The organism is Sphingomonas yunnanensis (genome assembly GCF_019898765.1).
GTDB lineage: Bacteria > Pseudomonadota > Alphaproteobacteria > Sphingomonadales > Sphingomonadaceae > Sphingomonas > Sphingomonas yunnanensis.
In genome coordinates this window covers 95,296-108,830 of the sequence record NZ_JAIOKB010000004.1, presented here as the reverse complement: position 1 = coordinate 108,830, position 13,535 = coordinate 95,296, and the positions used below count along the sequence as shown (strand labels likewise).

Sequence of the window (13,535 nt, the reverse complement as noted above, 5' to 3'; positions counted from 1 at the left end):
CGAACACACACGCCCGGCGCGGTCAGCCCGCCCATGCCCGCAGCAGCGTGTGCGCGATCGCGTAGGATGGCGGCGCGACGAAACGGCCTGCCTCGCCCGCGAGCGCGGCGCGCACCTCGTCGCGGGTGACCCACATCGCATGCTCCAGCTCGTTGGCGTCGAGCGTGATCGTGTCATCGGCCGCCTGCGCGATGCAGGCGATCATCAGCTGGGACGGGAACGGCCACGGCTGGCTCGCAACGTAGCGGACGTCGCCCACGCGGACGCCCGCCTCCTCCGCGATCTCGCGCGCCACCGCCTCCTCGATCGACTCGCCCGGCTCGAGGAAGCCGGCCAGCGCGGAGTAGCGCCCCACGGGCCAGCTCGGCTGCCGCCCCACCAAAGCGCGGCCGTCATGTTCCGCCAGCATGATCACGACCGGGTCGACGCGCGGGAAATGCTCGGCCAAGCAGGTCGGGCAGCGCCGTCCCCAGCCGGCGCGGAACAGCGCGGTGGCGCTGCCGCAATTAGCACAGAAGCGGTGCCGCGCGTGCCAGTCGAGCAGCGAGCGCGCCGCCGCGAAGGTCGCCGCCTCGCCCCCGCGCAGCTGGTCGAGCAGGCCGAAAAGGCTGGGCGAGCGGAACGGCGGCGGGGTACCCGCGCCGGGAACGACTGCGGCGAAGCGCGGCATCCCCGCGTCCAGTCCGAGCAGCACGAGCTCGGCGTCGCTCGGCGCGGCGGACAGCGGCGCCCAGGCCAGCGCGCCGCCCTCGCCCACCACCGGCTCGAACGACTCGAGCACCAGCAACCGCGCCGCCGGGTCTGCAGCCGCCGCGGCGAGGCCCTCGGCGTCGTGGCGCAGGGCGTCGGCGCGATCGAGCGTGCCGCCGGTGAAGCCGGTCGCGATCACCGCGGCACGCCGGGGTGGAGCCGCGCCGCGTCGCGCGCCAGCGCCGCGAACGTCTCCTTGGCCAGCGGATAGCGCTCCCCCGGGAAGTAGTTGACCATGATCGTCCCCCTGAAACGCCGCGCGGGATCGACGATCGCCACCGTCCCCGCCGCGCCGCCCCAGCCATAGCTGCCCTTGGACGCGCCGCCGGCCTCGTCGGCGAGATACACTACCCCGCCCGCGCCGAAGCCCTGCGCCACGCCTTCCTTGTTCTTATAGCTGACCCCCGGCGGCAGCAGGTTCGACATCGCCAGGCGCGCCGTCTCGGGCTTCATGATCGTCACGCCGTCGAGCGTGCCCGCGTCCTGCAGCATGTGAAGGAAACGGTCATAGTCGCGTGCCGACGCGACCAGCCCGGCGCCGCCGTAGGGGAAGCTGGGCGGCTGGAGGAACACCGAGCGCGCGGCGGGGTCGAGCGGGATCAGCTGGTCGCCCGCGAAGGCGTAGTTGGTGGCGAAGCGCGCGACGTTGCCGGGCGCGACCTGAAAGTCGGTCGCGCTCATGCCGAGCGGATCGAGGATACGCGCGTGGACGAAGCGCTCGAACTTCTGCCCGGAGACCTTCTCGATCACCGCGGCGAGCACGTCGAGCCCCATCGAATAATGCCAGGTCGTGCCCGGCTCGGCGACGAGCGGCGCCTGCGCCACGCGCTCGGCGAAGGCGATCAGCGAGGCCGGCCGCGTCTTGCGCGCCACCGCCTCGGTCTGCGCGTTGGCGGAGAAAGGGACGAGGCCAAGCCGCTCATATTCCTTGAGCAGCGGCCCCTGGGCGTTGATCTGATAGCCGATGCCGGAGCTGTGCGTCATCAGCTCGCGGATCGTGATCGGCGCGCGCGCCGGCCGCGTCTCCAGCGATGTGTCCGGGCTGGTCAGCACCTTCATGTGCGCGAAGCCGGGGAAATACTTCGAGAGCGGGTCGTCGAGCGACAGCCTGCCCTCCTCGACCAGCAGCATAGCCGCCATGCCGGTGATCGGCTTGGTCATCGAGTAGACGCGCCACAGCGAATCAGGGCCGGCCGGCTGCGCGCCCGGGTCGGTCGCGACAGTGCCGGCGCTGACGAACACGGTCGGCAGGTCGCCCAGCCCGAAGGCACCGACGATGCCAGGCATCTTCCTGTCGCGGACATAACCGTCGAACAGCGCCTGGGTTGTCGGAAGGATCTGCGCGCCGGGCAGGCCCTGGAGCGCGCTCGTCCCCGGCGCGGGAGACGCGGTCTGCGGACGCGGCGCCGGCGCCCGCTGCGCCGAGAGCTGGGTCGCCGCCACCAGCGCGGCGAGCGCTGCCGTACCGAACCACCGGAACACCGTCATGCCTGTCTGCTCCTCGCCACCGCTGCCGCCTTCGCGAACAAGGTCGGCAGCCCCGCCTCGTCCAGTGTCGCGACCGGCCACCACTCACCCAGGTTGGTCGCGCGCTCGGTGTCGGCGACCGCCACGTCCAGGTCCAGCGTGAAATGCGTGAAGCCGTGCTCGACTCGTCGCTCCAGCACGCGCCACGCCGCCTCGGCTGGTGCGTCGCGCAGCCCCGGCGGCGCAAGCTCCCACGGGCCGGTCGGCAGCGCGCGCATGCCGCCGAGCAGCCCCTTCTCCGGGCGGCGCACCAGCAGCACGTGGCCATCCCGCTCGAGCCAGAAGATCGTGCCGTAGCGGTGCGGTCGCGCCGCCTTGGGCTTCTTGACCGGCAAGGCCTCGGGCGTGCCGAGCGCGAGCGCCGCGCATCGATCGGCGAGCGGGCAGAGCAGGCAACGCGGCTTGCGCGGGGTGCAGATCGCCGAGCCGAGGTCCATCATCGCCTGCGCGTAATCGCCGGCGCGCGCGTCGGGCGTGATCGTCGCTGCGGCGGCGCGGATCGCACGGCGACCGCCCGGCAGCGGCACGTCGATCGCGAACAGCCGCGCCACGACGCGCTCGACATTGGCGTCCACCACCACCGCGCGCCGCCCGAAGGCGATCGCTGCGACGGCGGCGGCGGTATAATCGCCGAAGCCCGGCAACGCGCGGAGCGCTTCCTCGGTGTCGGGCAGCGCGCCGCCATGCTCGGCCGCGATCGCGCGCGCCGCGGCGAGCAGGTTGCGCGCGCGGGCGTAATAGCCGAGTCCCGCCCAGGCCGCCATCACATCGGCCTCGTCCGCCGCGGCGAGGTCGGCGAAGCTCGGCCAGCGCGCCACCCAGGCAGCGAAGCGCGGGCGCACCGTCGCCACGGTCGTCTGCTGCAGCATCACCTCGCTCAGCCAGACTCGATAGGGATCGGGCGTCTCGCCCGGCAGCACGCGCCACGGCAGCGCGCGGCGGTGGCGGTCATACCAGTGTAGCAAGGGCTTGGCGGCAGTGATCGCGCGCTTGGCGTCCATGCCCCGGCTATGGCATGGGGGCGGGAATGAGCAAGCGCCCTCGCGTCTCCGATCAACCTCCCGAGCGGCAGAACCGGTCGCGCCAGGTCGCCGAGCTGCTGCCCGCGGTCGGCGGTGCGGCGTTCCGGCGCTTCGGCTTCGTTCAGTCCGCGATCGTGTCGCGCTGGCCCGACATCGTCGGCGAGAAGCTCGCCGCCGCGAGCACGCCCGAGTCGATCCGCTTCCCGGTCGGCAAGAAGCAGGACGGCACGCTCACGCTCACCGTCCGCGGCGCGCACGCGCCGATGATGAGCCACCTGACGGTGGAGATCATCGAGCGGGTCAACCGCTTCTTCGGCTATGCCGCGGTGTGCAAGGTCGCGATCCGCCACGGCGAGGTGACGAAGCGCCCGGAGCGCCGCGCGCCGCCGTCGCTCGCCCCCGCGCCCGAGCTGGGGAGCAGCCTCAAGTCGATCGCCGATCCCGAGCTCAAGGCGGTGCTCGAGGCGCTCGCCTCGGGCGTCGCTGCCAATCCTCCCGCGCTGCCGAAGGTACGATGACCCGTTTCCGCTCGCTCCTGCTGCCGCTCGCCGCGCTCGCACTCGGCACCGCCGCCGGCGCCGCCGCGCCGCGTCCCTGGACCGCGGTGGCAACCCCGGTAGCGACGGGCAGCTACCTGATCGGCAACCCCAAGGCTCGGGTGAAGCTGGTCGAGTACGTCAGCTACACCTGCCCGCACTGCGGTCATTTCGCCGCCGAGTCGCGCGCGACACTTGGCGCGATGGTGCGTTCGGGCTCGACCAGCGTCGAGGTGCGCAACCAGATCCACGACGGGATCGACCTCGCCGCGGCGACGCTGGCGCGCTGCGCGGGTCCCGCCGCCTTCCCCGCGCTGCACGAGGCGTTCTACGTCAAGCAGGAGGAATGGTACGAGCGCGGCGCTTCGTGGAGCGAGGGCAATCGCGCGCGCATCGCGTCCTGGCCGCAGCTGGACCAGCTCAAGGCCGTCGCGCAGGGCGCCGGGCTGGATGCGATCGCCAAACAGGCCGGCGCGCCCGCCGCGGCGATCGACGCCTGCTTCACCACCGACGCGCAGGTGAAGCGCGCCATCGCTGGCTCCGAGGCGACCAGCAAGGTCAAGGGCACGCCCGCCTTCGAGATCAACGGCAGGCTGATCGAGAATGTCGGCTGGGCGCAGCTCGAGCCGCAGTTGCGCACGGCCGGCGCGCGGTGAGGAAAGCTCCCCTGCAAGGGGAGGATTACATGACAACTATACGGTCTTATCAACGGAGTGACCGAATGAAGCGTCTCGCATCTCCCCTGCTCTTCACCGCCGCGGCGCTGCTCGCCGGCTGCGGCAGCGGCGGTGACGGCAACGGCAGCGCCCCCAGCGCGCCGGCCGGCTCGGTCAAGGCGGTCGCCGCGCCCGCGGGCTCGGACTGGACCCAGCAGGTTCGCCAGACTCCCGAGGGCGGCTATGTCATGGGCAATCCCGACGCGCCGCTCAAGCTGGTCGAGTATGGCTCGCGCACCTGTCCCACCTGCGGCGCGTTCGGCCAGACTGGCATGCGCCCGCTCGAGGAGAATTACGTCAAGACCGGCAAGGTCTCGTATGAGTTCCGCGACTTCCTGGTGCACGGCCCGCCCGACTTCGCGGCCTCGCTGCTCGGCCGCTGCGCCGGCGCCGCGCCGTTCTTCCCGATCCTCGAGCAGATGTACGTCGACCAGCCGAAGTTCCTCGACGCGCAGATGAAGGCGGCGCAGGACCAGTCATTCCTCCAGTCGACGCAGAGCGCCACGCCAGCGCAGGTCGCGAACGGCTGGGCGGACAAGATGGGCTATGTCGAGTTCGTCAAGCAGCGCGGCATCACCGAGGCGCAGGCGCGCGCCTGCCTCAACGATCCCAAGGCGATCGAGGCGCTGACCAAGATGACGCAGGACGCCACCGAGAAGCAGGACGTCACCGGAACGCCCACCTTCTTCCTCAACGGCCGCAAACTCGACAACAGCGTCACCTGGCAGGCGATCGAGACCGCGCTCAAGTCCGCGGGCGCCTGACTCCGAGCATGACGCGGGGCTGACCCTCGATGCGCATCAAGCGGCTGCGGCTGACCGGCTTCAAGAGCTTCGTCGACCCCGCCGACCTGCGCATCGAAGCGGGTCTGACCGGGGTGGTCGGCCCCAACGGCTGCGGCAAGTCCAACCTGCTCGAGGCGCTGCGCTGGACGATGGGCGAGAACAGCGCCCGGTCGATGCGCGGCGCCGGCATGGAGGACGTGATCTTCGCCGGCACCGCGACGCGGCCGCCGCGCGACTTCGCCGAGGTGGCGCTGCTCGCCGAGATCGACGCGCCCGACGGCGCGCAGGAGCGCGAGATCGTCCGCCGGATCGAGCGCGGCGCCGGCTCGGCGTATCGGCTCGACGGACGCGACGTCCGCGCCAAGGACGTCCAACTCCTCTTCGCCGACGCCGCGACCGGCGCGCACTCCCCCGCCCTGGTCAGCCAGAACCGCATCGGCGCGGTGATCGCGGCCAAGCCGGGCGAGCGCCGCGCGATGCTGGAGGAGGCCGCGGGCATCGCCGGGCTCCACGTCCGCCGCAAGGACGCGGAGGCGCGGCTGCGCGCGACCGAGACCAACCTAGCGCGGCTCGACGAGCTGATGGCGGACCAGGGCACGCGCATCGCCGCGCTGCGCCGCCAGGCGCGCGCCGCCGAGCGCTACCGGCTACTGTCAGAGCAGATCCGGCTGGCCGAGGCGCGAATGATCTTCGCGCGCTGGCGCGACGCCGCCGCCGCCGCGACCGCCGCCAAGCAGGAGGCCGACGCCGCCGCGGCGCAGGTCGCCGTCGCCACCGCGGCGGAGCAGGCGACGCTGGCCGCGCAGCGCGCCGCCGCGGAACAGGTCTCCGCCGCGCGCGCCGCCGCACTGGCGGCGCGCGACCGCGCCGGCGAGCTCGCACACCAGCTGACGCGCGCGCGCGAGCAGCGCCTCGGCGTGCAGCGCCGGCTGGCCGAAATGGAGGCGTCGCGCCGCCGCATCGGCGAGGACCGCGCGCGCGAGGACTCGCTCGCGCACGACGCGGCCGCCGCGCTCGATCGGATCGCCGCCGAGGCCGAGACGCTCGACCGCCGCGTCGCCGAGGGCAGCGGTGCTTTGCCGGCGCTCGACGCCGCGCTCGCGGAGGCGGAACGCCACGCGCGCGACGTCGAGGTGGCGCTCGCCCAGGCCCTGTCGGCCGAGGCGGCGGAGGCGGCCGAGCGCCGCGTCGCCGCCGCCGCGCACGTCGCCGCCGCGGCGCGCCACGAGCGCGCGCGGCGCGAGGCGATGCGGCTGGCCGAGGCGATCGAGGCGCTCGACGATCCCGCCACGCTGGAGGCGGCGCGTGACGCCGCGCGCGCGGCGCAGACCGACGCGCAGGGGCGCGTCGCCAAGGCGCGCGCCGCGCTCGACTGGGCCGAGACGAGCGAGGCCGAGGCGCGCGAGGAGCGCGATCCGGCCGAGGCCGCGCGCGCCACCGCGTTGGCGGCGCTGGCCGCGCTCGACGGCGAGGCGGCGGCGCTCGCGCGCGCGATCGAACAGAAGGGTGAGAAACTGCTCGACTCGGTCAGCGCTGAGCCCGGCTTCGAGCGCGCGCTCGCCGCCGCGCTCGGCGACGAGCTCGAGACCGCGCTGGCCGACTGGCACGGCTCGCCGCTCGGTGAGGACGATCCCCCCGCCCCGATCGGCACGCTGCCGCTCGCCGCGCGGGTCACCGCGCCGCCCGAGCTGGAGCGGCGGCTGTCGCAGGTGTTCCTGGTGGAGACCGACTCGGCGCAACCGCTCCGCCCCGGCCAGCGGCTCGTGACCCGCGAGGGGCGCGTGCGGCGCTGGGACGGTTATGTCAGCACCAGCGGCGGCGTCGCCGCGGCGGAGCGGCTGGAGCGCCGCAACCGCCTCACCGCCCTCGAGGCAGAGCGGCCAGCGGCCGAGGCGGCGGTGGGGCGCGCGACGCAGCGCCGCACGCAGATCGACGAGCGTATCGCCCGCGCGCGCGCCGCGGCGCAGTCCTCGCGCGGGCTGCTCTCCCAGGGCGAGACCGACGTCCGCGCGGCACAGCGCGACGAGGACCGCGCCGCGGCGCAGCTCGAACGGCTCGCCGGGCAGCGGACCGATCTCGCACAGCGCGCCGAGCGGGTCACCGCCGAGGCGGCCGAGGCCTTCGCCGAGCAGGAGCGCGCCGCCGATACGCTCGCCGCGCTGCCCGACGGGGCGACAGCGGCGGGCGAGACCGCTCGGCTACGCGGCGAGGCCGAGGCGGCGCGCGCCAAGGTGGCGCTGGCGCGCGCCGACCGCGCGACGCGCGAGCGCGAGCTGACCGACGCGCGCGAGCGCCGCGCCGCGGGCAAGAGCGAGGCGCAGGGCTGGCGAACACGCGCCGGCGAGGCGGCCAAGCGCATCGCCGACATGGACCAGCGAGCCGGCGACCTGGAACGCGAGCTTACCGGGCTCGCCGCGCGCCCCGACGCGCTCGCCGCCGAGATCGCCGACCTGGATCGGGAGGTGACCGCGGCGCGCGCCGCCGCCGAGTCGACCCAGGCCGAGGAGCGCGCCGCCGAGACCGCGCTGCGCGAGGCCGACACCGCGCACGCCCGCGCCGCCGAGGCGCACGCCACCGCGCGAGAGGCCCGCGCCGGCGCCACCGCCCGCGCCGAGAACCACGAGCTGCGCCGCGTCGAGATGGGGCGCGTGTCGGGCGAGCGCTTCGAATGCCCCGCGCCGGTGCTGCCGGAGAAGATCGGCTTCGCCTCGGCCGATGTCGGCTCGCCGCAGGACGAATCGAGCGCGCACGAGCGGCTGACGCTCGACCGTGAGCGGCTCGGCCCGGTCAATCTCGTCGCGGAGCGCGAGCTGGAGGAGCTGGAGGCGAGCGGCGCCGCCACCGCGGCCGAGCGCGAGGAGCTTGGTCAGGCGGTCAACCGGCTGCGCGGCTCGATCGGCACGCTCAATCGCGAGGGCCGACAGCGGCTGCTCGCCGCCTTCGAGGCGGTCAACGGCCATTTCCGACGGCTGTTCACCACCTTGTTCGACGGCGGCCAGGCGCATCTGGCGCTGGTCGACTCGGACGATCCGCTCGAGGCCGGGCTCGAGATCATGGCGCAGCCGCCGGGCAAGCGGCTCCAGTCGCTCACCCTGCTATCGGGCGGCGAGCAGGCGCTGACCGCCGTGGCACTGATCTTCGGCCTGTTCCTCACCAACCCGGCACCGATCTGCGTGCTCGACGAGGTCGACGCCCCGCTCGATGACGCCAATATCGAGCGCTTCTGCGACCTGCTCGAGCAGATGAGCCGCGAGACGGACACGCGCTATCTGATCGTGACGCACAATGCGGTGACGATGAGCCGCATGCACCGCCTGTTCGGGGTGACGATGGTGGAGCGCGGCGTGAGCCGGCTAGTGTCGGTCGACCTGCAGGCGGCGGCGCTGCTCGCGGCGGAGTGAGGAATGGCGGATGCGCTTCCGCTTCATTCCCCTGCGTCATCCTGAACTTGTTTCAGGATCCACCGTGCCGCGTACGCCGCGGCGGCAGTGCCTGCGGGCCAGTCCATCCTGAAACAAGTTCAGGATGACGCCAGTGCCAGGGGCAATTGTCAGCGCCCGCTCATCCCCGCACCCCCGCAAGCACCTCCACCTCGCGCGTGCGCGCCGCCGTCTCCGCGCGGCGCGTCAGCAGCCGGCGCAGCGGATACAGCACCGCCGGCGCGCGCACCGACAGCGTCAGCACCACCGTCACCGCGGCGAGCGAGGCGCACACCAGCAGCCGGACCCAGCGCTCGCCGTCGATCGCGGTGCCCGCGCGCAGCAGCGCCACCACGATCAGCGCCGTGCCCAGGCCGCGCAGCCAGCGCCGCTGCGCGTGCAACGTCGCACCCGCTTCGCGGTGGAAGCGGTGTGACGCGGCGGCCAGCAGCACGAACGCCAGCGCGCACAGCATGAAACCCTCACACATGCGCCAATTCCCCCACCTTCCTGCGTGTCTTCACCTTCCGCTCGCGCCCGGCGCTCCACGCCGCCGCGGCGAGCAGCGCCGCGATCGCCAGCATCGCCACGTCGAAGCCGACGAACAGACCGTCGCCGGCGCGCATCGAGGCGACGAAGCCGCGGTCGGTCGTCGCCGCGTTGACGAACGGGATCGCGCCGAACAGCAGCGCCCCCAGCGCGAACAGCTCGCACCAGGCGCGTCTGGCCGGGCGCGCCAGCTGAAGCAGCGCGGCACCGCCCCAGGCGTAGAACATCGTTGCAACCTCGGTGTCGGCGCGGCCCGCCGCCGTGGCGGGGATCAACCGGTTGGCCAGCAGATAGCTCGCCATGCCGATCGGCAGCGCGGCGATCGCGGCGATGTTGAGCCGCTCGACCAGCTGTAGCCCCAGGAACGGCGCGGCGTTCGGCCGGCGTCGCGCCGCGGTCCAGAGCAGCAGGCCGGTGCCGACCATCGCCGCTCCCGTGAGCCCGAGCGCGAACAACAGCCAGCGCAGCGCCGGCGCGGCGAACTGCGCGGTGTGCAGCCCCAGCATGACCCCGGCGGTGGACAGCGCCGGCCCGGCGCCGACGTCCGCCGCGGTCACGCGACCGGTCGCGCCCGCATAGGTCACGGTGCCGCCGCGCGCGTTGAGACCGCTCGCCCCGCCCGACGCGACCGCCACGGTCGCCGCGGCGTCGCCGGGGAAGCGGACCACGACCCGCTGCGCGCGCTGGCCGAGCCGGCGCTCGGCGTCAGTGATCAGCGGTGCCACGGCGACCAACGGCGCGGCGCGGCCGCTCGCCTTGTCGTCGAAGACATAGCCATAAGCTTCTTTGCTAAAGTCCTCGGGCTGCTGGTAATTGGCGGTGATCGGCCAGGGCATGTACATCAGCACCAGCGTCATCAACCCGGTGTAGGTGATCATCGCGTGGTAGGGCAGCGCGAGCACCGCCGAGACATTATGGGCGTCGAGCCAGCTGCGCTGCCCCTTGTTCCAGCGCAGCGTGAAGAAGTCGGCGAAGATGCGCTTGTGCGTCACCACGCCCGAGACGATCGCGCCGAGCATGAACATCGCGCACAGCCCAGCGAGCCAGCGCCCCCAGGGATGCGGCAGCTGAAGCTGGAAGTGGAAGCGGTAGAAATGCTCGCCGCCGCGGGTCTCGCGCGCGTGGATCGGCTCGCCGCTGCGCGGGTCGAGCTCCAGCTCTGGTGGGCGCCGACGCTTGGCGGGCTTTGCCTCGGCGCCGGGAATCGCGAAGACGCGCGTGGTCGCGGTGCGGTCGTCGGGCAGATAGATGTACCATTGCTCGTCGCCGACCCCGACACGCGAGAGGTAGCGCACCGCCGATTGTGCCGCCGCCGACCCGCTCAGGCGGTTGGCGGGCTGCTCGGGCTGCATCCACTGCGTGATCTCGGGGCGAAAATAGCTCGCGGTGCCAGTGAGGAACATGGCGAACAGGATCCAGCCCGCGAGCAGGCCGAGCCAGCCGTGTATCCACGCCATCGACTGCCGCAGCGAGCGAGTCACGCGCGCGCGCCGATCAGCCAGATCGTCCCGCCACCGACTAGCGCGACGCCCCACACCAGCGCCGCGACGCGCACCAGCTTGGGCTCGTGGAAGCACCACAGGCCGATCACCGAATAGACCAGGAAGCTGGTGATCATGCCCCAGGCCGTCGCCTCCGCCCGCGACAGCGGCAGCAGCCGCGACACGAGACTCACCAGTGCCGCGGTGGCGGCATAGCCGCCCAGCAGCGCGGTGATGCAGCGCGCGAGCATGGCGAGCGCGGCGGGGCGGATCAGCACCCGGCGTCGCGGCATCTCCCCTCGCTGCATCAGCATTCGACCTTTCCCCTTGCCCTGTCGCCCGATGGCTTATAGCGGTCTTTGCGAGTCACTAGCAATAGCGAAATTAGGGGTCATCATGAACAACAAGCGCACCGTTCGGCTACTCGCGTCGACGCTCGCCGGCGGTATCGCGCTGACCGCCGCACCCGCGCTGGCGCGGCCCTTCGCCGATCTCGCGGTCGTCGAGCCGCTCGCGCGCGCCGACGCTTCCGCGGACGACTCAAGCGAGCGCGACGACATCCTCGTCACCGGCGAGCGCGCGCGGCGCGACGGGCGCACCGGCGCCAAGACAGACACGCCGCTGATCGCGCTGCCGCAGACCGTCACCGTGATCGACGACGACGAGCTCACGCGCCGCAACGCGCTGTCGATCAACCAGGCGCTCGGCTATGTCGCGGGCGTCGCACCCAACCAGCGCGGCAACGTGGCGACGCGCTATGACCAGCTCTTCCTGCGCGGCTTCACGCCCGCTGTCTTCATGGACGGCATGCGCCAGCAGGGCGGCGTGTATTCGAGCCCGCAGACCGACTTCCACCTGGCCGAGTCGGTCGACGTCATCAAGGGCCCGGCCTCGGTCCTCTACGGCAGCGGCACGCCAGGCGGGCTCATCAACCTGACGAGCAAGCTCCCCTATGCCGAGGCGGGCGGGCGGATCGAGCTGGCCGGCGGCAATTTCGACCTGCTGCGCACGGCGATCGACCTCAACCAGCCGCTCGACCGCGACGGTCGCTGGCAGTTCCGCGTGATCGCCGGCGGCGAGCGCAGCGACGGCTTCCTGCGCTACACCCGCAACCGCCGCTATTACGCGCGCCCGATGCTGACCTTCACGCCCGACGATCGGACCAGCGTGACGCTGATCCTGAGCTACCAGCGCGACCCCGATGCCGCGTCCTACAGCGGCGTGCCGGCCTATGGCTCGGCGCTGCCCAATCCCCTCGGCACGCTGCCGGTCGACCTCAACGTCTCCGAGCCGGGCTATGAGGCGTTCGACCGCAAGCAGAAGTCGGCGACGCTGCTGTTCCGCCACCGCCTGTCGGACGCGCTGACCTGGACGACCAACGCGCGCTATTATGACGTCGACCTCCACTATCGCCAGATCTACCTCTCGGCGTTCCGCACCATCGGTGCCGGCGCGGCGCGCGGCACCGATTTCGCGACGATCGTGCGCGGCGGCGGCGGATCGGACGAGCGCTTCCGCACGATCACGCTCGACAATCGGCTCGCCGCCGAGCTCGCCACCGGGCCGGTGCGTCATGTCGTGCTCGCCGGGCTCGACTATGCGCACAACGAAGGGCGCAACGACCAGGGCTTCCTCACCGGCGAGACCAGCGATCCCACCACGAGCATCAGCGACTTCGACCTGTTCGCGCCGCGCTACGGCGGCACCCTGCCCAGATTCGCGCTGACGCAGACGCGCAACTTCCGCCGCATCGATCAGACCGGCGCCTATCTGCAGGACCAGATGACGCTCGGCGGGCTCAACCTGATCGCGAGCGGGCGATGGGACTGGTACGACCAGCTCACGCGCAACCGCACCAGCGGCGCGGTGACGCGCTCGTCGCAGACAGCCTTCACCGCGCGCCTCGGCGCGTTGTACGAGACCAGGTGGGGCGTGGCGCCGTTCGCCAGCTATGCCGAGAGCTTCGAGCCGCAGACCGGCGCCACCTTCGAGGGAACGGCCTTCGTGCCGGTCACCGGGCGCCAATATGAGGCCGGGCTCAAGTTCCAGCCGCGCGGCACCGAGGCGCTGTTCACGCTCTCCGCCTTCGACCTGCGCCGGCAGAACGTGCCCGTCGCCGACCCGTCGCGCCCGAACTTCCAGATCCAGGTCGGCGAGGTCAAGGTGCGCGGCATCGAGCTCGACGGTCGCGGCGAGGTGGCGCCCGGCGTCACCGTCGTCGTGGCGGGGAGCTACACCGACCCGCTCGTCACCAGCGGCACCGTCGCGGTCGGCAGCGGCGGCCAGCTCGCCGGCGTCACCGGCACGCGCCCGCTCGGGGTGCCGCGGTGGAGCGCGTCGAGCTTCCTCTCCTGGGATCTGGGCGACTCGGTCGCCGGCGCGCTCGGCGGGCTGACGATCGGCGGCGGCGTACGATACGTCGGGGAGTCGGACGGCACCGCGAGCTATGTCCGGAACAATGCCACGGTCGTCGAGCGCTTCGACTCGCCGGGCTATGTGCTGGCGGACGCGCTGCTCGGCTATGACCTCGGCGCGATCGATCGCCGCTGGGACGGGCTGAGCCTCAGCGTCAACGCCAGCAACCTGTTTGACACGCGCCATATCGCCAGCTGCTTCTTCAACAACAGCTGTTACTATGGCGCATCACGGACGGTGGTGGGCACAGTGCGCTACGCGTGGTGAGGGCGCCGGAGTTATAGCGTCGTTAACCAAAATCGGCGATGGTGCGCTCATCCCGTGGAGCGCGACGA

At 72.6% G+C, this 13,535-nt stretch carries 11 protein-coding genes; 5 read left to right on the top strand and 6 right to left on the bottom strand.

All coding sequences use genetic code 11. The features are described 5' to 3' along the window. Window positions 1-22: 22 nt before the first annotated feature. The 3 genes from nudC to K7957_RS12590 are packed head-to-tail and all read right to left on the bottom strand — an operon-like array spanning window position 23 to window position 3,278. Window positions 23-889 carry an NAD(+) diphosphatase gene (nudC, locus tag K7957_RS12600; RefSeq protein WP_223012365.1) on the bottom strand — a complete coding sequence of 289 codons (867 nt, stop codon included), beginning with the start codon at window positions 887-889 and terminating at the stop codon, window positions 23-25. Continuing rightward, complete coding sequence (locus K7957_RS12595) at window positions 886-2,238, bottom strand: serine hydrolase domain-containing protein (RefSeq protein WP_223012364.1); 1,353 nt, start codon at window positions 2,236-2,238, stop codon at window positions 886-888. Before K7957_RS12595 ends, nudC begins: the two co-directional genes overlap by 4 nt. Further along, on the bottom strand, window positions 2,235-3,278 hold the full coding sequence (locus K7957_RS12590; protein ID WP_223012363.1) for an A/G-specific adenine glycosylase: 1,044 nt from the start codon (window positions 3,276-3,278) through the stop codon (window positions 2,235-2,237). The genes K7957_RS12595 and K7957_RS12590 overlap by 4 nt, the downstream gene beginning before the upstream one ends. Window positions 3,279-3,304: 26 nt before the next feature. On the opposite strand from K7957_RS12590, the gene K7957_RS12585 reads away from it, so the two are divergent. From K7957_RS12585 to K7957_RS12570, 4 genes are all read left to right on the top strand, one after another. Next, window positions 3,305-3,817, top strand: a complete 513-nt coding sequence (locus tag K7957_RS12585; protein ID WP_223012362.1) for a DUF721 domain-containing protein — start codon at window positions 3,305-3,307, stop codon at window positions 3,815-3,817. Continuing rightward, window positions 3,814-4,491 carry a thioredoxin domain-containing protein gene (locus K7957_RS12580; protein WP_223012361.1) on the top strand — a complete coding sequence of 226 codons (678 nt, stop codon included), beginning with the start codon at window positions 3,814-3,816 and terminating at the stop codon, window positions 4,489-4,491. Before K7957_RS12585 ends, K7957_RS12580 begins: the two co-directional genes overlap by 4 nt. A 65-nt stretch (window positions 4,492-4,556) precedes the next feature. After that, complete coding sequence (locus tag K7957_RS12575) at window positions 4,557-5,315, top strand: thioredoxin domain-containing protein (RefSeq protein ID WP_223012360.1); 759 nt, start codon at window positions 4,557-4,559, stop codon at window positions 5,313-5,315. A 29-nt stretch (window positions 5,316-5,344) separates the two neighbouring features. After that, window positions 5,345-8,737: a chromosome segregation SMC family protein gene (locus K7957_RS12570; RefSeq protein WP_223012359.1), complete on the top strand. Its 3,393-nt coding sequence runs from the start codon at window positions 5,345-5,347 to the stop codon at window positions 8,735-8,737. 160 nt (window positions 8,738-8,897) lie between these two features. Here the strand turns inward: K7957_RS12570 and K7957_RS12565 are convergent, their stop codons facing one another. Genes K7957_RS12565 through K7957_RS12555 form a run of 3 tightly spaced genes read right to left on the bottom strand, consistent with a single transcriptional unit; the run spans window position 8,898 to window position 11,078 of the window. Next, window positions 8,898-9,245, bottom strand: coding sequence for a hypothetical protein (locus K7957_RS12565; protein ID WP_223012358.1), 348 nt, complete (start codon window positions 9,243-9,245; stop codon window positions 8,898-8,900). Next, window positions 9,238-10,785: a PepSY-associated TM helix domain-containing protein gene (locus K7957_RS12560; RefSeq protein WP_223012357.1), complete on the bottom strand. Its 1,548-nt coding sequence runs from the start codon at window positions 10,783-10,785 to the stop codon at window positions 9,238-9,240. The genes K7957_RS12565 and K7957_RS12560 overlap by 8 nt, the downstream gene beginning before the upstream one ends. Continuing rightward, window positions 10,782-11,078, bottom strand: a complete 297-nt coding sequence (locus tag K7957_RS12555; RefSeq protein ID WP_223012356.1) for a hypothetical protein — start codon at window positions 11,076-11,078, stop codon at window positions 10,782-10,784. The genes K7957_RS12560 and K7957_RS12555 overlap by 4 nt, the downstream gene beginning before the upstream one ends. 103 nt (window positions 11,079-11,181) lie before the next feature. On the opposite strand from K7957_RS12555, the gene K7957_RS12550 reads away from it, so the two are divergent. After that, window positions 11,182-13,467, top strand: a complete 2,286-nt coding sequence (locus tag K7957_RS12550) for a TonB-dependent siderophore receptor (RefSeq protein WP_223012355.1) — start codon at window positions 11,182-11,184, stop codon at window positions 13,465-13,467. Window positions 13,468-13,535: the final 68 nt, after the last annotated feature.

Coding starts and splice junctions, on each gene's coding strand:
- K7957_RS12595 (WP_223012364.1), bottom strand. CDS start 2,238: ATGACGGTGTTCCGGTGGTTCGGTACGGCAGCGCTCGCCGCGCTGGTG.
- K7957_RS12590 (WP_223012363.1), bottom strand. CDS start 3,278: ATGGACGCCAAGCGCGCGATCACTGCCGCCAAGCCCTTGCTACACTGG.
- K7957_RS12585 (WP_223012362.1), top strand. CDS start 3,305: ATGAGCAAGCGCCCTCGCGTCTCCGATCAACCTCCCGAGCGGCAGAAC.
- K7957_RS12580 (WP_223012361.1), top strand. CDS start 3,814: ATGACCCGTTTCCGCTCGCTCCTGCTGCCGCTCGCCGCGCTCGCACTC.
- K7957_RS12575 (WP_223012360.1), top strand. CDS start 4,557: ATGAAGCGTCTCGCATCTCCCCTGCTCTTCACCGCCGCGGCGCTGCTC.
- K7957_RS12570 (WP_223012359.1), top strand. CDS start 5,345: ATGCGCATCAAGCGGCTGCGGCTGACCGGCTTCAAGAGCTTCGTCGAC.
- K7957_RS12565 (WP_223012358.1), bottom strand. CDS start 9,245: ATGTGTGAGGGTTTCATGCTGTGCGCGCTGGCGTTCGTGCTGCTGGCC.
- K7957_RS12555 (WP_223012356.1), bottom strand. CDS start 11,078: ATGCCGCGACGCCGGGTGCTGATCCGCCCCGCCGCGCTCGCCATGCTC.
- K7957_RS12550 (WP_223012355.1), top strand. CDS start 11,182: ATGAACAACAAGCGCACCGTTCGGCTACTCGCGTCGACGCTCGCCGGC.